General features: G+C 76.7%; 20 protein-coding genes. 3 read left to right on the forward strand and 17 right to left on the reverse strand.

What is annotated here, in order from left to right:
- The 5 genes from ACR807_RS19520 to ACR807_RS19540 form a co-directional block, all read right to left on the reverse strand.
- A partial coding sequence (locus ACR807_RS19520) for an eCIS core domain-containing protein (protein ID WP_438922776.1) occupies positions 1-1788 on the reverse strand: 1788 nt, incomplete at its 3' end.
- A gap of 25 nt (positions 1789-1813) precedes the next feature.
- Positions 1814-3910: an ATP-binding protein gene (locus ACR807_RS19525; protein ID WP_438922777.1), complete on the reverse strand. Its 2097-nt coding sequence runs from the start codon at positions 3908-3910 to the stop codon at positions 1814-1816.
- Between the two features lie 86 nt (positions 3911-3996).
- On the reverse strand, positions 3997-4701 hold the full coding sequence (locus ACR807_RS19530; RefSeq protein WP_438922778.1) for a Pvc16 family protein: 705 nt from the start codon (positions 4699-4701) through the stop codon (positions 3997-3999).
- Between the two features lie 28 nt (positions 4702-4729).
- Complete coding sequence (locus ACR807_RS19535) at positions 4730-7795, reverse strand: hypothetical protein (protein WP_438922779.1); 3066 nt, start codon at positions 7793-7795, stop codon at positions 4730-4732.
- Positions 7796-7906: 111 nt separating this feature from the next.
- Positions 7907-8530 carry a helix-turn-helix transcriptional regulator gene (locus ACR807_RS19540; protein ID WP_438922780.1) on the reverse strand — a complete coding sequence of 208 codons (624 nt, stop codon included), beginning with the start codon at positions 8528-8530 and terminating at the stop codon, positions 7907-7909.
- A gap of 149 nt (positions 8531-8679) precedes the next feature.
- On the opposite strand from ACR807_RS19540, the gene ACR807_RS19545 reads away from it, so the two are divergent.
- Positions 8680-9960, forward strand: coding sequence for a COG1470 family protein (locus ACR807_RS19545; protein ID WP_438922781.1), 1281 nt, complete (start codon positions 8680-8682; stop codon positions 9958-9960).
- A gap of 93 nt (positions 9961-10053) precedes the next feature.
- Here ACR807_RS19545 and ACR807_RS19550 read toward each other — a convergent pair whose 3' ends face one another.
- Both ACR807_RS19550 and ACR807_RS19555 read right to left on the reverse strand, forming a co-directional pair.
- The gene (locus ACR807_RS19550) at positions 10054-10221 is read right to left on the reverse strand and encodes a hypothetical protein (protein ID WP_438922782.1); all 168 of its coding nucleotides are present in this window, start codon (positions 10219-10221) and stop codon (positions 10054-10056) included.
- Complete coding sequence (locus ACR807_RS19555) at positions 10218-10580, reverse strand: hypothetical protein (protein ID WP_438922783.1); 363 nt, start codon at positions 10578-10580, stop codon at positions 10218-10220. The genes ACR807_RS19550 and ACR807_RS19555 overlap by 4 nt, the downstream gene beginning before the upstream one ends.
- 289 nt (positions 10581-10869) lie before the next feature.
- On the opposite strand from ACR807_RS19555, the gene ACR807_RS19560 reads away from it, so the two are divergent.
- On the forward strand, positions 10870-13704 hold the full coding sequence (locus tag ACR807_RS19560) for an ATP-binding protein (RefSeq protein WP_438922784.1): 2835 nt from the start codon (positions 10870-10872) through the stop codon (positions 13702-13704).
- Positions 13705-13800: 96 nt separating this feature from the next.
- Here ACR807_RS19560 and ACR807_RS19565 read toward each other — a convergent pair whose 3' ends face one another.
- The 10 genes from ACR807_RS19565 to ACR807_RS19610 all read right to left on the reverse strand — a co-directional run bounded on the left by ACR807_RS19565 (position 13801) and on the right by ACR807_RS19610 (position 22542).
- The gene (locus ACR807_RS19565; protein WP_438922785.1) at positions 13801-14178 is read right to left on the reverse strand and encodes a hypothetical protein; all 378 of its coding nucleotides are present in this window, start codon (positions 14176-14178) and stop codon (positions 13801-13803) included.
- A gap of 63 nt (positions 14179-14241) precedes the next feature.
- The gene (locus ACR807_RS19570) at positions 14242-14649 is read right to left on the reverse strand and encodes a RidA family protein (RefSeq protein ID WP_438922786.1); all 408 of its coding nucleotides are present in this window, start codon (positions 14647-14649) and stop codon (positions 14242-14244) included.
- Positions 14628-15905: an MFS transporter gene (locus ACR807_RS19575; protein ID WP_438922787.1), complete on the reverse strand. Its 1278-nt coding sequence runs from the start codon at positions 15903-15905 to the stop codon at positions 14628-14630. The genes ACR807_RS19570 and ACR807_RS19575 overlap by 22 nt, the downstream gene beginning before the upstream one ends.
- A 126-nt stretch (positions 15906-16031) precedes the next feature.
- On the reverse strand, positions 16032-16478 hold the full coding sequence (locus ACR807_RS19580) for a TIGR03618 family F420-dependent PPOX class oxidoreductase (protein WP_438922788.1): 447 nt from the start codon (positions 16476-16478) through the stop codon (positions 16032-16034).
- 128 nt (positions 16479-16606) lie between these two features.
- Entirely contained in the window at positions 16607-17095 is a 489-nt protein-coding gene (locus ACR807_RS19585; RefSeq protein ID WP_438922789.1) for a MarR family winged helix-turn-helix transcriptional regulator, read from the reverse strand.
- Positions 17096-17146: 51 nt separating this feature from the next.
- A complete protein-coding gene (locus tag ACR807_RS19590; protein ID WP_438922790.1) occupies positions 17147-18469 on the reverse strand; it encodes a glycoside hydrolase family 6 protein in 1323 nt (440 codons plus the stop codon).
- Between the two features lie 349 nt (positions 18470-18818).
- A complete protein-coding gene (locus ACR807_RS19595) occupies positions 18819-19469 on the reverse strand; it encodes a hypothetical protein (RefSeq protein ID WP_438922791.1) in 651 nt (216 codons plus the stop codon).
- 82 nt (positions 19470-19551) lie between these two features.
- Entirely contained in the window at positions 19552-20205 is a 654-nt protein-coding gene (locus ACR807_RS19600) for a response regulator (RefSeq protein ID WP_438922792.1), read from the reverse strand.
- Positions 20187-21491: a hypothetical protein gene (locus ACR807_RS19605; RefSeq protein ID WP_438922793.1), complete on the reverse strand. Its 1305-nt coding sequence runs from the start codon at positions 21489-21491 to the stop codon at positions 20187-20189. The genes ACR807_RS19600 and ACR807_RS19605 overlap by 19 nt, the downstream gene beginning before the upstream one ends.
- On the reverse strand, positions 21484-22542 hold the full coding sequence (locus ACR807_RS19610; protein WP_438922794.1) for a sensor histidine kinase: 1059 nt from the start codon (positions 22540-22542) through the stop codon (positions 21484-21486). The genes ACR807_RS19605 and ACR807_RS19610 overlap by 8 nt, the downstream gene beginning before the upstream one ends.
- A gap of 51 nt (positions 22543-22593) precedes the next feature.
- On the opposite strand from ACR807_RS19610, the gene ACR807_RS19615 reads away from it, so the two are divergent.
- Positions 22594-23481 (forward strand): aminoglycoside phosphotransferase family protein, encoded by an 888-nt coding sequence (locus tag ACR807_RS19615; RefSeq protein ID WP_438922795.1) that lies wholly within the window; start codon positions 22594-22596, stop codon positions 23479-23481.
- The last annotated feature ends 135 nt before the right edge of the window (positions 23482-23616 follow it).

Consider the following 23616-nt stretch of genomic DNA (forward strand, 5'->3'; position numbering starts at 1 on the left):
GTACTCGGCCACGTTCATCCGGAAGCGCCGGTACAGCTCCGCCTCCACCCGCAGCACGGCCTCGGCCTCGCTCAGCTGGGCGTTCGGCGGCAGCCTCCGGTTGATGAAGGCGGCGATGCCGGACCGCGTCGTCGGCGTCGCGGGCAGGGTGAAGGAGAACGGGCCGGTGTCCCCGTCGTCGCTGTCGCGCACCGGCGGCGCGTCCCCGGCGTGCGTGTACGCGCCGGAACCGCGGTAGTTCGCGTCCCGGTCGAAGGCCACGCCCTGCCCGCTCACCACGCCGATGGGGGCGTAGTCGCCGAGGTCCTGGGCGACGAACGTGGTGGCCGTGCTGTTGGGCGAGCCCGACAGCACGTAGATGTTGTTCGGGTCGCCCTCGCCCGGCCTGCCGCCCATGTCCTCGGGCAGGCCGATGCCCTGGCCGCCGGCGCGCGTCAGGCCCTCCTCGTGGATGCCCTCCCGGTTGTCGGGGCGGGTGAGGTGGCCGTGCAGCTGCACCACGGGCGGCAGCGCGGGCACGTTCTGGTAGCGCCTGTCCAACGCGGTGATGCTGACGTTCTCGTTGGCGGGCAGCGGCCGACGGCCGTTGTCGTCGTCCTCGTCGCTGTCGAAGCGCGGCCGGCCGGCCCCCGAGCCGGACGCGCCGGGGATGCCGATGCCCATCGGCGCGCTCCGCGCCGGTTGCGGCCGCTCCTCCGGGGTCGGGGTCCGGGCCAGCGACTCGCCGCCGGCCTGCCGCCGCAGTGCGTTCACCTCGTTCACCTCGCCGGTCACCAGCTGGCGCAGGCCCCTGATGATGGTCGCCCGGCGCGCGGTCTGCTCCCGGTGGAGGTCCGGTGTGAGGCGACTGGCCTGGTTGCGCTCCCAGTCGTCCATCGCGACCTGCAACTCGGCCAGCAGGAGCCCGCGGGCGGTGAAGTCGGCGGCGGGCAGGTTCGAGTAGTCGGCGACCCGCCGGGCGATGGCCGGCCACTGGGACCGCCTGGGGTTGGGTATCCGCTCGCCGGCCGCGTCCCGCACGGACTGCTCCAGGCTCCACGTCGCCGGGGTGCGCTGCACGGCCGGCCCACCCGCCCCGTGGTCGTGGCCGCCGTGACCGCCGTGGTCCGCCTGGCCGCCGTGGTCCGCCTGGCCGCCGTGGTCCGCGTGACCGGCCTGACCGGCCTGACCGGCCTGATCGGCGTGACCGGCGTGCCGGTCCACGTGGTGGTGCGGGTCGGGGGCCGGGGCGCTCAGCGCCCTGGTGGCGTTGGCCTCGGCGGCGCGTTCGAACCGGTCCGACGGGTCGCTCACCCGCAGGCCGTCGCCGGTGTCCGTGCCCGACACCGCGCCCTGCCGCTGCTGGATCACGTGCGTCAGCTCGTGCGCCAGCGTGTGCCGGTCCCCGCCGCCCCGGCCGATCACCACGTGCTCGCCCGACGTGTAGGCGCGGGCGCCGACCTCCTCCGCCGAACGGGCCGCCGCGGTGTCGGCGTGCACCCGCACGCCGGAGAAGTCCGCGCCCAGGCGCGCCTCCATCTCGGTGCGGGTGCCGCTGTCGAGGGGCGTGCCCGGCCGGTCCAGCACGTCGTGCACGGCCGACCGCTGCACCGCCGGCGGCTGCCCGGCGGCCCGCCCGCCCGCCGCCTCGGCCTCCCGGGCCAGCTCGACCATCCGCGCGACCGCCGTGTTGCCCGCGGTGCGCTGGACGCGCAGCAGGTCGCCGGTCCGGTCGGCCGGGCGGTCCACGCCCGGCACGGGGTCGTCGCGCTCCGGCCCGTGGTGGTGATGGTGGTGTGCGTGCGTCACGTGCTCCTCCTGCGTCCTGTGCCGGTCAGGGCCGGTCCTGCCACCACGGTCCGAACTCGTTCTCCAGCACGAGCCGGCCGAGCTTGCGGTACTCCCGGTGGATCGCCGCCACGACGTCCGCCATGGCCACCGGCCGGTCGGCGGCGGCGGCCAGGTAGGCGGCGGTCACCGCGCACGCCCGGATCGAGCCGCCCGCCAGGTCGAAGCGCTCGGCGCAGAACGCCAGGTCCAGGTCGTCGGCGCGGGGCATGGCGGTGCCCAGGCAGCGGTCCCACAGCGCGGTCCGCTGCTCCGCGTCGGGCACCGGGAAGTCCGCGACCACGTCGATGCGGCGGGTGAACGCCTCGTCCACGTTGGACCGCAGGTTCGTGGTCAGCACGGCGATGCCGTCGAAGGACTCCATGCGCTGCAACAGGTACGCGGACTCGGTGTTCGCGTGCTTGTCGTGCGAGTCCTTGACCTCCGACCGCTTGCCGAACACCGCGTCCGCCTCGTCGAACAGCAGCACCCCGTGCACGCCCGCCGCCTCGGTGAAGATCCGCTCCAGGTTCTTCTCCGTCTCGCCGATGTACTTGTCCACCAACGACGACAGGTCCACCACGTACAGGTCCATGCCGATCTCGGCGGCGACCACCTCGGCCGACATCGTCTTGCCGGTGCCCGACTCGCCCGCGAACAGCGCCACCACCCCGCGCCCCCGGCCGCCGCCGGGCCGCATCCGCCACTGCCCGAGCACGCGGTCGCGGTAGCGGGCCCGCACCACCAGCTCGTCGAGCTGGGCGCGGGTGGGCGGGGGCAGCACCAGGTCGTCCCAGCCGACGGCGGGCGTGATGCGGCGGGCCAGCCGTTCCAGCCCGGCCCCGTTCTGGGCGCGCACGCCGGCGCGGACGTGCCCCAGGCCCACCGGGCGGTCCTCCAGCACGGCCAGCCCCGCCGCGACGTCCACCGCCCGGGTCACCTCGTCCGCGCCGAGCCGGTAGCCCGACAGCGCCGCCACCAGCGAGTCGTCCGCGGTGGTCCCGGTCGCCCGCGCCAACGCCCCCGCCCACCACCGGGCCCGCTGCCCGGGGTCGGGGGACGGCACGTCCACCGACGGGACCGGCGTCGCGGTCCAGTACGGGTCCCAGTGCCCCCGGCCGTGCAGCAGGAGCGGCACGTCGCCGGCGAGGGCGACGAGGTCGCGCACGACGCCCACGTGGTCGGGCACGAGGGTGTCCAGCGGGCCGAGCACCACGCCCGCGCCGCGCAGCCGGGCCTCCCGGACGGCGGCCCGGACCAGCGGCGTCCCCGCCGGGCCCGGTGCCGCGGCGGCGAGTGCCGGGGCGTCGAGCACCACCGCGCCCAGCCCGGCGACGGACAGCGCGTCGCACGCCACCCGCCCGCCGTCCCCGTCGCGCTCGCGCAGGTGGACCACCGACACCCCGGCCCGCAGCGCGGCCCCGAGCCGGTGGTCCGGGCCGGGGTCGCCGCCCGCCGGCACCACGCGGGCGGCGCCGGCGAGCACCGGGTCCGGCTCGTCCGCGCCCAGCAGGTGCGCGACGACCCGGTCGGGCACCCGCAGCACCCGCGACAGCGCGGGCAGGCCGCCGTCGACGACCTCGACCAGCCCGCCCGCCACCAGTGGCGCGGACGCGGCGAACCGGAACCGGGCCGGGGCCGCCGGGGGCAGCCCGCACAGCTCCAGCGCCAGCCCGACCGTGGCCCGCCGGCGGGTGACGTCGTCGTTGAGGTAGGCGTAGAGCCGCTCGAACCGGGCGTCGACGTCCGGTGCCAGCGCGACGAGCAGGAACTCCACGTCCAGCGGCGTCAGGTCGAACCGCCGGGCCAGCCGCAGCAGCCGGGGGCCGCCGTCGGGGGCGAGCGCGGCGAGCGCGGCCAGCTCCGGGTCGTCCTCGGGCGGCTCGCCCAGCCGCCGCGGCTCGTCCAGGATGCGCCGCACGACGTCCGCGGTCAGGTAGAGGCCGCGGTGCGGGTCGTCCGGCAGCGGATCACCCTCCGCGCGCACCGCCACCACCCGGCGCACCCTCTGCTCGACCGCGCCCAACCGGCCCCACAGGTACGCGAGGTCGGCCGCGCCCGTCCCGGTCCGCGCCGGGCCGCCTCCCGCCCCGGCGGCGGCCACGCGACCCGCGCCCGCCGGACCTGCCGGACCTGCCGGACCCGCCGGACTCACAGGGCCTGCCCGATCCGCGCTCACCACCTCGGCCGTCATCGGATCGGGCCCGCGTGGCGGCGGCGGTCGGCGGGCAGCGGACGCGGTCGGGGCGCGGTGAACCCGACACCCGACCCGCCTACCCCGCCGGCCCCGCCAGAGGTCCCCGCCTCGTCGTAGCGCAGCCTGCGCCCCTCGTCGCCGGACGGGCCGACCAGCACCAGACCGTCCACGGCCGGCGCGGCCGGGGCGAGCGTGCCCACGACCGGCGCGGTCACCACCACGTTGATCGCCGGCCTCAGCTCACCGCCGAGCGCCGACCACACGTCGGTCGCGGCCCGGCCCTCCGACACCGCGCCGCCCGCCTCGACGCCGACCGTCAGGTCCAGGTCGGCCAGCGACCCGGACAGCCACTCCGCCCGGAGCCGGTTGGTCGCGACCAGGCACGCCAGCGCCTGCGACAGCAGCCGGTGCCCGTCCTGCGACCGGTTCGTCCACGCGGTCACCAGGTAGGACAGCCGGAACCAGCGGGGCGGCCGGCGGTGGCCCACCAGGTGCTCGTCCTCGTGCACGGCCAGCGAGCCGGTCGAGCGCCGAGTCAGGTCCTCGCGGATGTCGTAGAGGAACACGTTGACCGTCGGCGCGTTGCGCCGCGCCACCCAGTCCGTCGTGGGCGGGTCGAACGCCAGCTCACCGCCGCCGCCCGGCACGTCGCCGGCCGCGAACAGCTTGCGCATCGCTTCGTCCACCTCGTGGATCACCCGACACCTCCTCCGTCGTCGTCCCGGGTCACCGGCGCCGCACCACGTCCGGTGGCTGGATGGAGCCCGGCACCACCAGGAACGGCGTGGTGGCGGACCGGAAACCCGGTCCGGCCGCGGTGATGGTGCGCGGGCCGGTCGAGTCCTTGCCGAGGATCAGCAGCTGCGCGGCGAACCCGCCGTCGGCGCGCGGCAGCACGGGGGCCGCCGCCGCGGTGATGCCGGGCGTCCACGTCAACCGCACGGGCACGCCGGGCGGGAAGTCCAGGCCCCGCACGGACGTGACGAACCCGGGTTCGCCGATCGGCGGCACGGCCACGATCCTGGGCAGCAGCACGCGCACCGGCGCGCTCGCGGTGTTGTCGGCCGGGTTCGCGTCGGTGCCGGTGGTGCGCAGCACGCCGCGCGCGACGGCCTGGAGCGGCGCGTCCGGCGCGAGCACCACCTGCACCACCTGCGCCGCGCCGGGCGCGAGGTCGGGCAGCACCGGGCAGCCGGTCACCGAGCAGCCGGGCGGCAGGGCCGCGACCGGCACCCGCGCGGGCAGCTGCCAGTCCAGCCGCAGGCCGGTGGCCAGGCCCCCACCGCCGTTGCGGACCGCGTACGTCGCCGTCGTGCGCCCGCCCACGTACGACGGGTCGGGCTGCACCACGACGGTCAACGACGGCCCGGCGGCGGGCGGCGGCGCGGGAGCGGGCGGCGCGGGCGGCGGGGGAGGCGGCGGCGGGGCGGGCGCGGGGTCGCGCACCGGCACGGCGGTGGTCGCGGCGTTGTCGGTGGGCAGCGCGTCGAGCACCGGTCCCGCGACCGACCACGTCAGCTCGTGCCGACCGGCCACCACGCCCACCAGCTCGACCGACACCCGCACCACGTCACCGGGGGCCAGCACGCCGAGGTCGCAGCGCACCCCCGCCACGTCGCACGCCCCCCGGTCCGGGCGCAGCGCGACCGGCCGCACGCCGCCCGGCACGGACGCGGTCAGCGCGCTGCCCGGCGACGTGGCCGGCCCCCGGTTGACCACCTCCACCTCCAGCCGGGTCGTGGCGCCGGTCTCCGAGTCGGGCAGGTCCGCCGGGGCGAGCACGGCGAGGTCGACGGACTGCTGCCACGTCGGCTCCTTCTGCCGGCCGGGCAGGTCGGCGGTGATCCGCGTGACCGCGCCCGTGCCGACGTCGACCACCAGCAGCTCCTCCGGCGACCGCGCGTCCCCCGCGCGCCGCGCGGTCAGCACGACCCGCGACCCGTCCGGCGAGAACGCCGCGTCGCGCGGCTGGAACGGCCCGCCCGGCGCGCTCAGCGGCTCGGCGCAGGTGTCCCGGCCGCGCGGGAACAGCACGGTGCAGCCGTCGTCCGCCAGGGACACCAGCAGCACGCCGTCGGCCTCCCGGTTGACCACGAGCGTGCGGCCGTCCGGGCTGAACGCCGAGCTGTCGTCGGTGACCTCGCAGTCGAAGCCGCACACCGCGGCGGAGACGTCGCGCTGCCCGCCCAGGTCGTCGGCGCGGGCCGTCCACACGTGGTTGTCCCGCACCTCGGCGGTCGGCCCGTCGAACACCCGGCCGCGGGTGAAGGACAGCGTGCGGCCGTTCGGGGACCACGCGGGCTGCGTGTCCTCCTGGTCGGCCGCGCCGGGCGGCGGCAGCAGGCGCCCCGTCACCGCGCCGGTCGCCACCTCGACGACCACCACGCGGCTCGGCCCGCCCGCCGGGCGCACCCCTCCCGGCGTCCGGCGCGCGAAGGCCAGGGACCGGCCGTCCGGGGACCACGCGGCGTCGAACTCCCAGTCCGTCGCCGCGCGGTCGGCCACCGGCAGCCGGCGCGGGTTGCCGCCGTCCGCGTCCACCAGCCACACGCGCTGCACGCGCCCGCCCTCGCCGTCCTCGAAGCGGCTGAACGCGATCGTGCGCCCGTCGGGCGAGTAGGACTGCCGCTGCGTCCACGGGTCGAAGCCGGGGCGCGGGCGGAACAGCAGGTTCGGGTCGTTCACCGCCTCCGGGTCCTCGCGCAGCACGGGCACGCCGAGGTCGCGCGGGTCCGCCCCGTCGGGGCGCACGTCCAGCAGGCCCGCCGTGGAGCGGGTCGGCGCGGTGGTGCGGCCGACCACGAGCTGCTCGCCGCCCGCGTCCACCAGCCACGTGGGCGCGCCGACGACGCGGTCCTCGGCCAGCAGCAGGTCGGGCGGCGCGACCACCGGCACGCCGGGCGCGGTGTCGGCGCGGTAGACCTTCTCCACGTTCGGGTCGGCCGGGCACGAGCACACCTGGTCGAGGCTGAGGAACAGCAGGCGCGTGCCGTCGGGCAGCCACTCGGGCGACCGGCCGCGCCACTCCGCCTGCCCGCCGCCCAGCAGCGGGACGCCCGCCGCCGGGTCGTCGCCCACCAGCCGCAGCCACCGGGTGCCGTCACCGCTGTCCAGGGTGTAGGCGATGCGGCCGTCCACCGGGTTCCACGCGGGTTCGACGGCCGCGCCCACCGGTTCGTCGGTGACCCGGGTGGTCGCGCCGCCCGCCACCGGCCGCCGGTACAGCTCGGCGTCGCCGTCGGGGTCGGCGGAGAACACGACCTGCGCGCCGTCGGGCGAGAACGACGGCGACGTCTCGTCGTGGGGCGTGTCGGTGAGCCGGGTCAGGCCGGTGCCGTCGACGCCGACGCGCCACAGGTCGCGCTGCCCGCCCTCGGCGGAGTCGAACACCACCGACCGCAGGTCCGGCGACAGCCTCGGGCGGCCCGCGTCACGGCCCTCGGTGAGCCGCCGCACCGCGCCGTCCCCGGCCCGCGCGTACACCTGGGGCCGGGGCTCGTCGCGCAGGCTGGTGAACACCACGAGCCCGCCGCGCGCGGACGGCCGGTCGTCGTGGTGCGCGGGCCCGGCGCCGAGCAGCGGGTCGCTCGCGCGGAGCTGGTCGGGCACGGGGGCCGCCACCGCGCCGAGGCTGCGGTGCCCGGTGCCCGCGTAGGCGATCCGGCCCGCCGCGGGCGGTTCCTCCTGCGCCGCCGCCGACGTGGCGCCCCCGTGCGCCACCACCACGACCGCACCGCACAGCAGCACCAGCGCGGTTGCCGTGGCCAGGTGCGGGTTCCGCAGCCATCCCACCAAGGTCTCCACCTCCGTCAGTCGCCGGAATCGTCGTCGGGAACGGGCCGCCGCACCGAGGTCCCGGCGGGCACGACGCGGGAAGACCGGTGGCCCGTTCGGGCAACCCGGTCAGATCAGGCCGTGCCGCATGGCGAAACCGACGGCGTGCGCGCGGTTGCGCAGGTGGAGCCTCGTGGCGACCTCGTGCAGCACGTTCTTGACCGTCCGCTCGGAGAACGACGTCTTCGCCGCGATCTCGGCGGTGTCGAAACCCTCGGCCACCAGCCGCAGCATGTCCGCCTCGCGCGGGGTCAGCGTGGACAGCGACGGCCCGTTCGGGTCCAGCACGCTGCGCTGCAACCGGCCCACGTGGTCCAGCAGCCTGCCCAGCAGGTCGCCCGGCAGCACCGACTCGCCGCGCGCCAGCGCGGTCACCAGGCGCACCAGGTGGTCCTGGTCGGCCTCCGCGCGCCGCAGCACGCCCGCGACGCCGCAGTCGATCGTGGTCTGCAACGAGTCGTGGTCGAAGCGCCCCACCACCAGGCCGGTGCGCGTCTCCTCCGCGTGCCTCAGGCGGCGCAGCAGCCGGGACGTGCCCTCGTCGACCTGGTCCACGACCACCAGGGCCACGACCGCGCGGGACTCCTCGTCCGGCCGCAGCACCTCCACCTCGGGCCGCGGGCGCAGCTGCTGGGTGACGCCGACCCGCAGCACCGGGTCCTCGGCGTACACGGCCACCGGGATTCTGCTCATGGCACCCCTCCTGAACACCGTCGTGCCACCATCGTGCTGGCGGGGTGGGCGCACGGGCAGCGGCACGGGGTTCCCGGTGCACGGGATTGCCCGCACCGTGCCCTTTTCTCCCTGCCGGCCCGGGATTTCACCTCCCTACGGTTCGCCGGGTGACCACAACGACCGAGTTCGGTCTCCCCACCGTGGGCGTCACGCCCGGTCAGGAGACCCGCACCACGATGACGGTGCGCAACGACAGCGACATCGTCGAGGCGTACGAGTTCGAGGTGGTGGGCGACTGCGCCCCGTGGACCACCGTCGAACCGGGGCGGCTCTCGCTGTTCCCCGGCACGTCCGAGCAGGTTTCCCTGGTGCTGCGGCCACCGCGCTCACCCCTGGTGCGCGCGGGCGAGGTGCCGCTGGCGGTGCGCGTGCTGCCCGTCGAGCGGCCGGACTCGGCGGTGGTCACCGAGACCACCGTCGTGGTCGCGCCGTTCGCCGCGCAGCGCGTCCGGGTCGTGCCCCGGCGCCGCCGCGCCTGGCGCAGCGCCCGCTACCGCGTCGAGGTGCGCAACGAGGGCAACACGCCGGTGTCGGTGACCGTCGCCGTGCCGGAGAAGGACGACCACCTCCGGTACGCCACGCCCCCGCGTCCGTCCACAGTGGAACCGGGCGGTCAGGCGGACCTCGAACTGCGCGTGCGGGTGGCCAAGCTGCTGTGGTTCGGCAAGCCCCTGGTGTGGCCCGTGCGGCTGGAGGTCGTCGCGCTCGCCGCGGAGGAGCGGCACGAGCACGACCTGGCGGCGGAGCTGGTGCAGCTGCCGGTCCTGGCCCGCTGGCTGCTGTCCGTGCTCGCGGCGCTGCTGGCGCTGCTGCTGCTGTGGCTGTTCCTGGTGCGCCCGGCGGTGCGCAGCGCGGCCCGCGAGGCCACCGACGAGCGGGCGCAGGAGATCGCGCAGGCGGGCGACGCCCAGGCGCCCCCGGCGGACCAGCCGCAGGGCCAGGGCCAGGGCCAGGGGCAGGGCGAGGGCCAGGCCCAGCCGGGCCAGCGGGGACAGGGACAGGGACAGGGGCAGGGCACGGCGTTCGGCCCCGGTCGGCAGGGCTCCGCCACCATCCAGGTCACCACCGCGCCCGGCCAGCAGGCCACCGGCACGTACGTGGTGCCCGACGGCAAGATGTTCCACATCAGCGACATCGTGCTGGCCAACCACCAGGGCGACGAGGGCGTGCTCACCATCGCGTTCGGCGAGCGCACCATCACCACGATCGCCCTGGAGACGTTCCGCAACCAGGACTACCACTGGGTGACGCCCATCGACATCCCGGAGAACGGCACCGTCACCGCCGCGGTGACCTGCGCCAAGCCGGGCACGCCCGCGAGCGGCCAGCAGGCGTCGGGGTGCGCGCAGCTGCTCAACGTCAGCGGTGTGCTGGCCGACCTGCCCTGACGCGGAGGGGGCGCCCGGCAGCGGCTCGACCGCGCGGGCGCACCCCTCGCCGGCCGTCCACACCCCTCCGGGGGTCGACGGCCGGCGCTGTGCTCACCAGCCCGCGCGGCGGTTCCACTCGTCGAGCAGGGCGTCGATCCACGCCAGCATCAGGTCGGCGGTCGCGTCGTCCCCCAGGGTGCGGTACCGCTGGAGCTCGACGCCCGCCGCCGTCAGCTCGGCGCACAGGTCCGAGGTGGCGATCCCCTCCGGCCTGCTCACCGCTCGCGGGCTCGTTCGGCGCTCGCCCGTTCGGCGTTGCGCGCGGCGATCCGGAACGCCTCCACGTACTTGGGCAGCTCGACGAGCGCGCGTTCCCACGTGCCCGCGGTCACCTGCTCGGCGAACACCATGTCGACCGCGAACTGGGCCACGTCCGGCGAGAGGTCGTCCACGGACGCCTCGCGCAGCCGGCGCGACACCTCCAGCCGCTGCACGCGGGACCGGACGACCTCCAGGGTGCGCAGCAGCTCGGCGACGACCCGCTCGGCCTCGCCCCGCTCGACCACCAGCCACCCCTTGTCGGCCAGGTCGAGGAACAGGTCGCCCGCGAACCTCTCCCGCGTGGAACCGTCCGCCACGCGACTTCCGTCCCCGTCGGGCCGCACAATCATCGCACCTCCGTACGGGAACCGGGGCGCCGCTCCTCCGGGAGCCCTCACCAGTTGACGACCCGAGCCCACCACGTGCGGGGGCGCGGGTACAGGTCGCGGGCGCAGGTCTGCCCGTCCGTACCTGTCACCGACCTGTCGATCCACCGCGACCCATCCGCCAAGATCGTCCGAACGGGTGAAACCCTCTGGATTCTGAACCGTGTGGACCCACCGTGCGTGGCCATGCTGCGTAGGACGAGCGGGGGGAGGCGACGGGATGCCGATCGACGACGACGCGCTGCGGGTGCGGTTGCTGGGGCCGGTGCGGGCCTGGCTCGGGGACGCGGAGCGCGGCCTGGGGGCGGCCCGGCAGCGGACGGTGTTCGCGGTGCTGGCCGGCCGGGCGAACCGGGTGGTGTCGCGGGAGGAGCTGGTCGACGGCGTCTGGGGGGACGCCGCGCCGGCCGGCGCGGTCGGCAGCCTGCACACCTACGTGTCCGGGCTGCGCCGGGCGCTCGGGCCGGCCAGGCACGTGCTGGTGTCGCGGTCGGCGGGCTACTCGCTGGGGCTGGCCGAGGACGCGCTCGACGCGGCCGTGTTCGACCGCGGCCGGGTCGAGGGGCAGCGGCTGCTGGCGGCGGGGGAGTGGGCGCGCGCCAAGGACGTGCTGGACGCCGCGCTGGGCCTGTGGCGCGGCGGGGCGTACGACGGGGTGGCGGGTCCCTTCGCCGAGGCGGAGCGGCGGCGGCTGGGCGAGCTGCGGGTGGGCGCCGCGGAGGCGCGGGCGAGGGCCGCGCTGGAGCTGGGCGAGCACGCCGAGGTGGTCGCCGAGGTGGGCGCGCTGGTCGGCGAGCACCCGTGGCGGGAATCGCTGCGCGAGCTGCTGATGCTGGCCCTGCACCGGGCCGGGCGGCACGCGGAGGCGCTGGACGCCTACCGGGAGGCGCGGCGCGCGCTGGTCGCGGACCAGGGCATCGAGCCCGGACCCGGGCTGCGCGAACTCCAGCGGGTGATCCTCGACGGCACCGACCTCCCGCGCACCGACTCCCGGCGCGCGGACCTCCCGCGCATTAACTCCCGACGCGCGGATCTCCAGCCGGCCGACTCACGGCGCGCGGACCTCCCGCGCGCCGACCTCCGGCCCGCCGCCGCTCCCCGCGTCACCTCCCCGAACCCCCCTCCCACCCCCGACCACGACCGGCGCCTGGTCGTGATCCCGCCCCGCGTCCTGGCCGCCTCCGCCGCTCTTGCCCCCGCCTCCGCCTCCGCCTCCGCTCCCGCTTCCGCCGCGTTCGTCGGCCGGCGCGTGGAGACGGCGCTGCTGCGCTCCCTCGTCGCCGACGTGCTCGACGGCCGCGGCTCGGTGGTGTGGGTGGAGGGCGAACCCGGCATCGGCAAGTCCGCGCTGCTGGCCCGCTCCCTGGCCGACGCCGCCGACCGCGGCTGCCAGGTCGGCTGGGCCGCCGCCGACGAGCTGGGCATGAGGTTCCCCCTGCACGTCGTCATGGAGTGCCTGGACGTCGCGCCCACCGCACCCGACCCCGTCACCGCCGACCCGGCGACCGGCTGGGCCACCGACCCGGTGACGGCCGCCGTGGACCGGCTGCTCGCGCTCGTCGACCGCACGTGCGCCCGCTCGCCCCTGGTGCTGGTCGTCGACGACCTCCAGTGGGCCGACGAGGCGAGCCTCGTGCTGTGGCACCGGCTCGTCGCCGCCACCAGCAGGCTGCCGCTGCTGCTGGTCGCCGCCTCCCGGCCCGACCCCGGCCGGCGCGCGCTGGCCGGCGTGCGGCGCGGCGTGGAGGCGCGGCGGGGTCACGTGCTGGCGCTGGAGCCGCTCGCCGCCGACGAGGCGGAGGAGCTGGTCGGCCACGTCGTCGGCGCGCGGCCCGGCGACGCGCTGCGCGGGGTCGCCGAGCGCGCCGCGGGCAACCCGCTGTACCTGCGGGAGGCCGCGCAGTCCCTGGTGCGGCGCGGCGCGGTCCGGGTCGTGGGCGGTGTCGCCGACGTCGACGCGGCCACGGCCGGCGAGGTGCCGCCGTCGCTGCTGTCCGCGGTGAGCCGGTCGCTCGACGCCCTCACCCCGCCGGCCCGCGACGTGCTGCGGTCCGCGGCGCTGCTCGGCGTCGAGTTCCGGGTGCCCGACCTGGCCGCGGTGACCGGCCGGTCGGTGATCGACCTCGCGTGCCTCCTGGACGAGGCCGTCGCCGCCTCCGTCGTGGTCGAGGCGGGCGAGCACCTGGCGTTCCGCCACCCCTACCTGCGGATGGCGCTGCACGAGGGCCTGTCCGCGCCGGTGCGCACGGCCCTGCACCGGCAGGCGGCCGAGGCGCTGGCCGCGGCCGGGGCGCCGGTGGAGCGCGTCGCCGGGCACCTCGTCACCGAACCCGTCCCGGTGGACGCCTGGGTGCTGGGCTGGCTGGTGGACCACCACGCGGCCCTGGTCGAGCACGCGCCGAGGGCCGCCGCCGACCTGCTGGCGCGGGCGGCCGACACCGAGCCCGCCGACGCCGGGCAGCGCGCGACCGTGCTGGTGGCGCTCGTCCGCGCGCTGTCCCGCCTGGGACGCGACCCGGTGGACGCGGCGCTGCGCGCGCTGGCCGTGGCCACCGACCCGGCCGACGTCGCCGAGGTGCGCCACCTGCTGGCCGCCGCACGGCCCTGCGCGACCCCCGGCCCGGACGGGGGACCGGCCGCGCCCGACCTGCCGGCGGCCCGGCGCGTCCACCACCCGTCGTCACCGGCGCACCTGACCGGCCCGTCCGCCCCGTCCGCCCCGTTCGGCCCGTCCGCCCCCTTCGGCCCGTCCGCCCCGTCGGGCCAGGAAGGGCCGCTGAACCCGCGCCCACCGCACCCGATCCGCCGCGACCACGGCCAGGCGCCGCGCCGGGGCGACGACGCCCACGCCCGGCCCCGGCGGCCCGAGCTGGTGGCGCTGCGCCCGGACCTGCTCGACAACCGGGTGTTCACGCTCCGCCTCCACCGGCCGGCCGAGGCGGAGGAACCGCCGCCCCACCGGACCCCGCCCCGCCCCGTGCGCCACCGCCGGGCGCGCCGCCACGGGCCCGCCGACGCCGCGGGTCCGCGGCTCAGGTGTCCCGGGACGTGCTGACGTCCGCGCCGATCGGGTTCACCCGCACGGCGAGCAGCACCACCACCGCCGGTACGGGTCGGGCAGGGGCACCTCGGCGGCCGGGTCCGCCTGCGGTCAGGATCGGCCCGCCGGGCGGGGGAGCAGGAAGTGGACCGCGAACGCCGCCGCCGTGGTGAGCACCGCCTGGTACAGCGTCGACAGGCGGGCGTCGTCCGCGACCGTGAACACGGCGTCCAGGTCGGTGGTGACCAGCCCGGCCAGGGTGACCAGGCCCGTGGCGTGCCAGCCGAAGAAGCCCGCCGTCCACGCGGTCAGCGGCCACCGGTTGCGCCCGGGGCGGCGCAGCAGCCACACCGCCGAGGCGGCAGCCGCGGCGTTGACCGCGAGCGCGAGCCCCACCAGCTCCACCGAGACCCCGCTGAGCAGGGCGGACAGTGCGTGGAGCACCGCCAGGATCAGGGTCGTCCAAGCGCCCAGGCGCGTTCGGTCCACGTCCCGGATGCTAGATCAGCGGTCCCCCGGCCGACGCCGAGGTGGGCGCCGCGCACCCGCGGTTCAGTCCACGACGGCGGCGACGGCCTCGATCTCGACCAGCTGGTCGTCGTACCCGAGCACGGTGACGCCGAACAGGGTGCTGGGCACGTCGTGGTCGCCGAACGCCGCGCGCACCACCTCCCACGCCGTCACCAGGTCCGCCTGCCGGGTGGAGGCGACGAGCACGCGCGTGCTGATCACGTCCTCGATCCCGGCACCCGCGTCCTCCAGCGCGACGCGCATGTTCCGCACGGCCTGCGCGGCCTGGGCGGCGTAGTCGCCGGCCCCGACCGTGTTCCCGTGCTCGTCGAGCGGGCACGCGCCGGCCAGGAAGACCAGCCGCGCGCCGGCGGGCGCGGTGGCCGCGTAGGCGTACTCGGCGACGTCGGACAACCGGGGCGAGCGGATCAACCTGACGGCCGGGGGCACGGCGCTCCTTCCGCTGGACGGGTACCCGAAGCCTGGGTGGCGGGCACGTACCCCGGCACGCGCGCCGCCGCGCGGCGCTCCACCACGACCGACAGCCCGGCCACGGCCAGCCCGGCCAGGCTCAGCGCCACGCCCACCCACGCGGTCGAGGTGAAGCCCCAGCCCGCCGCGATGGCGAGCCCGCCCAGCCACGCGCCCGCGCCGTTGGCGAGGTTGAGCGCCGCGTGGTTGGACGACGAGGCCAGCGACGGCGCGTCCGGCGAGGCGTCCATCAGCCGCACCTGGAGCGCGGCGGCGAGCACCTGCGTCACGTACCCCAGCAGGAACACGAGGACGAACGCGAGCACCGCCACCGTCGCGGTCAGCGCGAACGCCACCAGCACGGCGGCGGTCACGACCAGCCCGCCGAACACGCTGCCCATCACGGACCGGTCGATGAACCGGCCGCCGGTCATCGCGCCGAGCGTCATGCCCAGGCCGAAGGTCGCCAGCGCCCACGGCACGGCCGTGCTCGACAGCCCGGTCACCTCGGTCGTGATCGGCGAGATGTAGGAGTAGACGGCGAACATGCCGCCGAACCCGATCATGCCGGTGACCAGCGCGAACCACACCTGGGGACGGCGGAACGCGCGCAGCTCGGCGGCCACGCCCGCGTCCTGCGCGGCCGGGATGCGGGGCAGCCACCGCGCCAGCGACAGCGTCGTGACCAGGGCGATCACCGACACCGCCAGGTACGCCACCCGCCAGCCGATCTGCTGCCCGGCGGCGGTCACCACGGGCACGCCCACCAGGTTGGCCACGGTCAGGCCGACCATGATCCGGGCGACCGCGGTGCCGCGCCGCTCCGGCGCGACGAGCGTCGTGGCGACCACGGCCGCGATGCCGAAGAACGCGCCGTGCGGCAGGCCCGCCACGAACCGGGACACCATCAGCAGCGTGGTGTTGGGGGCCAGCGCCGACAGCCCGTTGCCGACGGCGAGGGCGACGGTGAGCGCGATCAGCAGGCCCTTGCGCGGCAGCTTCGCGGCGAGCCCCGCGATCAGCGGGGCCCCGACCACGACGCCGAGCGCGTAGAGGCTGATCGCGTGGCCGGCGGTCGGGATGGAGATGTCGAACGTGTCCGCCACCTGCGGCAGCAGGCCCATGGTCGCGAACTCGGTGGTGCCGATGGCGAACCCGCCGAGCGCCATGGCGCTCATCGCGGCGGTGGCGCCGCTCGTCCGGGGGGCGGCCGTCCGCTCGACGGTCGTGGTCATGCGCGATCGCTCCTGTCACCGTGTCCCGCGTCGACGGTGACCGGACCCCTTGGGCTTCCCTGAAACTCGATCAGCTGCTGAAACGATTTTACGGGCGGGGGCATTCCGCGACCGGCGTGCCGCTCCTCACACGTCGAGCTTCGTGCCGTACAGCTTCGCCGCGCGCAGCCTGATCACCACCCGCCGCTCGCGCACCTGCTCCACCAGGAACGCGCGCTCCTCGGCCGGGTCGGCGAACCCCGGCGTCATGCCGAGCAGTTCGAGCCCCACCGCGTCACCGGGCTCGGCGCTCGGCGCGGACACCTCGGCGTCGCCCTCCACGACCGCGAACGACCACACGTCCGGGCTCACGTGCAGCGCCACCCTCGGGTCGGCCTGGACCTGCCGGGCCTTGACCCGGTCCGCCGTGGTCGACACGCGGGCCACGCCGTCCCGCCAGTCGTAGGCGACGGTCGTCAGGTGCGGGTGGCCGCTGCGCTTCACGGTGGCGAGCACGCCGAACCGGTGCGCGGCGAGCAGGTCGGTCACCTCGTCGGTGGTCAGGGTCCGCGGGGTGGGGCGGTCGTCGCTCACGTCGTGTCCTTCCAACGGTTCCGGGGTCACCGGTCGTCGTGCGGGACGGACGGCACGGTCCCTCCCGCCCGAGCGGTGACAGGAGGAACCGTAGCAGATAGTACCGTTGTAGACGATCTGTTTCAGGATTACTTGCTGCGCTCGCGGGCCCGGCGGGCGGTCGCCGGGGCCTCGACCGGGGTGGACAGGTGGCCGGTGGCCAGCCGGTCCAACGCGCGCAGCAGCACCTCGCGCTCGTCGTCGGGCAGCGCGCCGAGGGCGTCGCGGTGCACGCCGTCGACGATCCGCCGGCTCCGCGCGGCGACCTCGGCCCCCTTCTCGGTCACGGAGACGATCCGGGCGCGCCGGTCGGTGGTCGACGGTCGGCGCTCGGCCAGGCCCGCCGCCTCCAGCGCGTCGACCGTGACGACCATGGTGGTCTTGTCCATGTCGCCCAGTTCGGCGAGCCGGACCTGCGTGCGCTCCTCCTCCAGGGCGTGCACCAGCACGCAGTGCATGCGCGCGGTCAGGCCGATCTCGGCCAGGGCCGCGGCGACCCGCGTGCGCAGCACGTGGCCGGTGCGGTCCAGCAGGAACGACAGGTCGGGCTCGGTGCGCGCGGGGGCCGTGGCGGACATGGCCCCAGTCTACGACTCGTCCCGATCCGGATCGTCCGTCACGGGACGGTATTACCGGGGCGGGTGGGCGTTGCGCAGCAGGTCGCGGAACTGGGCCGGGTCCCACCGACCGGCGGGCGGCGAGTCCGGGCGCGCCCCGGTCGGGTCGGGCGTCGCGTCCGGCTGCCCGGTGTAGGTCGGGTCGCACATCCGGTCGAAGTTCTCCTCGCCGGTCGGGACCGGGATGCTCGCCCCGTCCGACTCGCCCGGCCGCTTCAGCCACGCGTAGGCGTCCACGTCCGGCGCGGGGGACGCGGTCGGCGACTCGCCCAGGCCCGCGCCCACCTGGTTGCACCAGTTGCCGATCCGCAGCCGCCGGTCGAGCCGCCCGCCGTCCACGTACGCGTCGACGTTCGTCTCCGGCCCCGGTCCGGTCGGCCGCGCGGCCCCGCCCCAGCCGTTGCGCGACGTGTCGACCACCACGCCCGCGCCCGCCCGGAACCCGGCCGCCACCAGCCCGCGCCGCACGGCGTCCGCGTAGGACAGCTCGTCGAGGAACGGGTTCCAGTCCACCCACCTGGTCTGGAGGATCGGCTGGCCCGCGATGGTGGTCCTGGTGATGAACTCCTCGCGCAGCACCGAGTAGTTCGCCGTGTTCACCACGAACCCGTGCACGTCCGTCGGCGTGCTGCCCGCCGCGTTCGCCGCCCGGAGCAGCACGTCGGTCAGCGGCCGGCGGTGGTCCGCCCAGCCCAGCGACCCGTGGTGGCCGATGTCGAGGTAGGAGTAGGTGTTGTCGAGCTCGCCGAGCCTGGCCAGCGCGTGGCCGACCGCGCCCGTGTACGCGCCGTTCGCCTTCACCCGCTCGCAGAGCGGCGTGGCGTCGTTCGCGGACCCCACGTGCGTGACCAGGAACCCCAGCGCGTGCGGCTCGACCACGGCGACGACCCGCAGGCCCGCGTACGCCGGGTCGCCCAGCACCTCCGCGATCGGGTCGACGAACTCGGCGCGGTAGCGCGGCAGGTCGTCCGGGCCCAGCTCGCCGTTCGTCGACAGCCGCCCGCAGTCGCGGCCCGGCGCGTCGTGCAGCACGAGCTGGACGAGGTCGGCGCCCTGGCGCAGCGCCTCGTCGAGGTGGTCGCGCAGGCCCATCCGGCCGTGCCGGCCGTGCACGGAGGCGATGCTGTCCAGCCACACGGCGGTCGGCTCGCCGGCGACGGCGGCCCCACCGGGTTCGGCGGCGGCGCGGGCGGACCACTCCGGGTCCACGTACGCCCGCGCCCCGGCGTACGGGTTGTCGGCACGGGTGGTGGCGGTGGCGGTCGGTGCGCCGACCAGGCCCGCGACGAGCGCGAGGGCGGCGGCGAGGTGGAGCGCGGGACGCGTGACGGACATGCGGCGACCTCCGGGTCGAACGGAGGCGGTGTGCGTCCACGGTACCGCGCCACGCACCCCCCGCCGGCCCCGAACGGCCGCCACCGCCCGCGCCGTCACCGCACCCCGCCACCGGTCGCGCTGCCACCGGTCGCGCTGCCACCGCCCGCCGCCACCGACCGGAAAACCGGTGGTGGCGGGCGGGATGATCGTCGCGCGCACCGACCCGGGGAGGCCGCCATCACCGTCCACGACGCCGTCGCCGAGGCCGCCCTCGCGCCGGGGTGGCGGCCGGCCCTCCACGTCGTGCCGGGGCTCGTGGCGGCGGTCGCCCGGTCCCGACCGCGGTCCCGACCGGTCCTGCCGGGGGTCAGGACCGCCAGACCACCGGGTCGTCCACGTAGGCGTCGCCGCCCTTGTCGAAGCTCGCGCCCGAGACCTTCGACCCCTCGCGGGCGGCCGACAGCACGCACGTCTCGTACTTCGCGCCCGCGGTGGTGAAGTCGCGCGGCGCGCTCTCGGACTCGCACTTGTCCGTCTCGCCGCTGATGATCACGCCGGTGCCCTTGCCGTCGTCGCCGAGGCCGCGCAGGCTCAGCGAGCTGTAGGACAGGTCCGTGCCGCCGAGGTTCTCCACCGTCACCCGGATGTAGAACGGCGTGATGCCCTTGGCCTTGTCGCCGAACTTCGCCAGGTCCGCGTTGTCGCCCTGCTCGATCGCGCTGACCGTGACCCCGAGGGTGCCGTTCTTGTCCGTGCCGTACTTGAACGGCACGACCGCGCGCTCGCCGACGTCGAGCTTCGCGCCGGGCGCGGTCACGTCACCGGTCGGGGCGTCCGCGGCGGCCGACGCGCTCGCCTTCGCGGACGTGCTGCCGCTCGTCGACGCGCTCGTGGTCGCGGACGTCGTGTCGCCCGCCGGGGCGGACACCGCGGTGCCCTCCGTGTCGCCACCGCACGCCGACAGCAGCAGGACGGCCGCGCAGGCGGCGGTGATCGAGGCCGTGCGGGCGTGCGTCAAGGCAACTCCTCGGGTGGGCGGCACGGCGACGCTAGCTCCGTCCGGAGCAACCCCGCGTCGGTCGTTCGCACCACAGGACCGCTCAGAGGTCGTCCACGCCGATCAGGCCGTCCTGGATGGCCCGCGCCACCAGCGCCGCCTTGGTCGGCGCCTCCCGCCCGATCAGGGCGTACTTGATCCGGATGCGCTCCAGGTGCGAGTTGACCGTGCTCAGCGAGATGCCCAGGCGCTGCGCCACGAAGTCCTTCGACTCGGACTGGAACCACTCGACCAGCACCTCGACCTCGCGCGCCGACAGCGCGGGCCGGTGGTCGGACCGGTCGCCCGCGAGCGCCCCCGCCAGCGACGGCGGCGTGTACGGCCGCCCCTCGGCCGCGGCCCGGGTCGCCTGCACCAGGTGGTCGGCGCCCTCGGCCTTGGTCAGGTAGCACAGCGCGCCCAGTTCGAGGCACTGGAGCGCGATGTCGTCGTCGGCGCGCATCGAGTACACGACGACCCGCCGCCCCGCCTCCGCGAGCCGCCGCAGGTCGCCCAGCGCCGGCGTCGGACCGCCCAGGTGCAGGTCGAGGATCACCACGTCGGCCCCCGCGCCCTCGCCCAGCCACGCCACCCGCACGTCCTCGCCCGCGGCCACCACGGTGATCGGCGGAACACCCGACGACAGCCAGTAGGCGACCCCCGCGCGCACCGCCGGGTGGTCGTCCACGACGACCGCGGTCAGCTGCTCGTCCGCCATCTGGCCTCCATCCGCGCCTGCCCACCGTACGTGCCCCGTTCGACCACGACGCGGGCCGTCGCGGTTCCCCGATCAGCCGATCCGTCGCCCCCAGCGGTGTCCTGTTCGTCACACGTCCCGTCACCCGGACCGCCGACACCCGTTCCGCCGTCCGCACCGGCACCCGATCCGCCACCCGCGCCAGTGCCCGTTCCGCCGCCCGCGCCGGCACCCACTCCGCCGCCTGACCCGCCGCCCACGTCGGAGCCCGATCCGCCGCCCGCGCCGGTACCCGATCCGCCGCCCACGTCGGTACCCGATCCGCCGCCCACGTCGGTGATCACCGCCACCCGCACCTCCGCCCCGGTCCGCAGCAGGCTCACCCGGGCCCTCTCCCGCGCCACCGACAGCGCCACCGCCACCGGCCCGGTCAGCTCCCGCCGCACGTCCGTCGGCACCGGCACCGGGGCCCCGCTGACCGCCAGCGACACCACCAGCCCCCGCCGTTCGGCGATGTGCACGCACGCCTTGACCTCGTGCACCAGCGGGTCGGGCACGTCGTCGTTCTCGGCGAACAGCCGGCGCAGCTGGGTGGCGGCGAGCGCGCACCGCGACCGCGTCTCGTCGTCGCGCGGGTCGAGCACGCCGTCCGCCAGGTCCGCCAGCAGCGGCACGGTGGCGCCGAGCTGCCCGGCGAACCCCGCGCGCAGGTCCTCCTCCCACTGCCGGGCCATGGCGGTGCGGGTCTCGGCGCGCTCCTGCTCCGCGGCGGCCTCGGCGGCCTGCCGGGCGGTGCGCACCAGGACCCGGGTCAGGACCAGCACGCCGAGCTGGAAGCTGGTGACGCTGAGCACGACCACGCCCGCGCTGCCCACCTCCTCCCGGTCCGGCGACCCGGCCAGCGCGAACTGCGCCGCGTTGAGCGCGGTGTGTGCGCCCAGGGCGGTGAGCAGCAGCGGCACCCGGTCGAGCAGCAGCACCAGCAGGTGCCAGCCGACCAGGCCGAACGACCAGTGCGCGGCCTCGAAGTGGCCGTCCTCGGGGAGCGCGTCCGTGGCCGCGACCGAGGCGGCGAGCACGGCGGCCGTGCCGACCGCCACCACGGGGCCGGGCAGCGGCCTGCGGCGCACCACCCACACCGCGCACACCGCCGTGACCAGGCCGAGCACGGCGGACCCGACCGCCGCGCCCACCCCGTGCGGGTAGCTCACCAGCGGCAAGGTGCTCAGGCTGACCTGCACGATCGCCGTCACGGCCAGCAGCACCAGCCGCAGGCTCGCGATCACCTCGGCGTCGGTGTCAGCCACGCGACCACGTCATCCGCACCACCGTGCCGCCGGGCCCCGACACGACCTCCGCGCGCCCGCCGACCGCCGCCACCCGCTCGACCACCGAACCCCGGATGCCGCGCCGGTGCTCGGACACCGCGCCCACGTCGAACCCGCGCCCCGCGTCGCGCACGGTCACCACCACGCCGTCCGCGAGCGCCACGACCGCCACCGACGCGTCGTCCGCCCCGGCGTGCCGCTCGACGTTGAGCAACGCCTCCCGCACCGCCCGGACCAGCGCCAACGCCACCGACGGCGGCACCAGCACCTTGTCCAGGGAGGTTTCCACCCGCAGCGGCGAGCGCTCCACCACGGCCCGCACCGCCGCTCCGACGTCCACGACGCTCTCGCGCGGCACCCCTCCGCCCCCGGTCAGCAGGTCCAGGTCGCGCCGCGCGTACCCCGCGACCGCCGCCGGCTCCGCGCCACCCACCGCGACCACGAGGAACGTCGCCGACGCCGTGTCGTGCAGCAGCGCCAGGTACTCGCGCTCCCGCCTGCGCCGCTCCACCGCGACCGCCTCGGCCCGCGTCGCCGCCGCCCGCCGGGCCCGCACCTCGTCCACCCGCCGGGTGGACCGCCGCAGCAGCGCGAACGCCGCCCGGGCCAGGGCGCACTCCACCACGACCCGCAGCACGGCCGTGCCGTCCCAGCCGACCAGCGAACCGTGCGCGACCAGCAGCGCCGCCGTGACGGGCACCGTGACCCGGGGCGACCACTCCCACTGGAGCGTCACGGCGGACGTGGTCAGCACGTTGAGCGCCCACTGCCCGCTGCCGCCGACCCACCCCTGCACCGCGCACACCGCCACCACGCGCACCAGCGCGGGCACGAACGCCACCCGCGGCCCGGCGAAGTCCGCCACCGCCCCGAGCAGCACCACGCCGAGCACGGCGAGCGCGAGCAGCACCCCGTCACCGGGCACCGAGAGCACGCCGAACGCGCTGAGCAGCACCACCCCGACCCCGCGCACCGGCCCGGCGAACCGCGCGACGGCGGCCAGGAACCCCTCCTCCACCGGCCCGCGCACGCCCAGACCCTAACCGGCCCCGGAGCCGTTCGCGATCAGTACCGTGGCGGGGTGACCACGACAGTCCCACCGGCGTTCGCCGAGGCCATCACCGGTCGCGAGGGCGAGGCGGGCAAGCGGTGGGTCGAGGGGCTGCCCGCGTCGGCCGCCGAGTTCCTGGACCGCTGGTCCTGCACCGCGTCCGGGCCGGTGATGCACGGTTTCGTCGGGGTGGTGATCCCCGCGGTTCGGGCGGACGGGACGCGGGTGGTGCTGAAGCTGGGGTTCCCGACCCCGCGCAACGCCGCGGAGCCCGTCGCCCTGGCGGCGTGGGACGGTGACGGCGCGGTGCGGCTGCTGGAGCGCGACGACGCCCGGTTCGCCATGCTGCTGGAGCGCCTGGAACCCGTGGCGGAGCCCGACCCCGCCCCGTTCACCGCGGTGGGCCGGCTCGTCCGCAGACTGGCCGTCGCGCCGCCGCCCGGCCTGCCCTCGTTGGCGGAGAAGGCGGCGGGGTGGCTGTCGGACGTGCCCGCGCACGCGGCGCGGTCGGGGGCGCCGCTGCCCGCGCGGGTGGTGGACGTCGCGGTCGCCGACGCGCGCGACCTGGCGGCCGATCAGCCCGCCGTCCTGCTGCACGGCGACCTGCACCTCGGCAACGTCATGCGCGACGACGAGGGGCCGCGGGCCATCGACCCGGACGGGCTGGTGGGCGACCCGGCCTTCGAGCTGCTCCCGCTGCTGCGCGGCGACTGGCCCGCCGTGGCCGCCGAACCGGACCAGCGCCGGGCGGTGGAGCGGCGGATCGCGGAGTTCGCCGAGGCGGCGGAGGTGGACCGCGAGCGGGTGCGCCGGTGGACGCGGGCCAGGGCGGTGGAGGCGGCGCTGTGGTCGCGCCTGCTGCGCGAACCCGCGTCGGTCACCGCGGTCGTCGACGCCCTGGCCGAACTGCCGGTGTGACCCGCGCCGGGCGGGGACCGCTCGTCCCCGACCGGTCGCGCGTCGCGGGGTCCCGCCGCCACGGTCGACCCCCGACTTTCGTCGGGGGTGGGTGCGGTCGGTCGGCGGAGGTGCCGAGACCGGCCGGGTTCCTAC

The organism is Saccharothrix sabaoui (assembly GCF_051756985.1).
GTDB lineage: Bacteria > Actinomycetota > Actinomycetes > Mycobacteriales > Pseudonocardiaceae > Actinosynnema.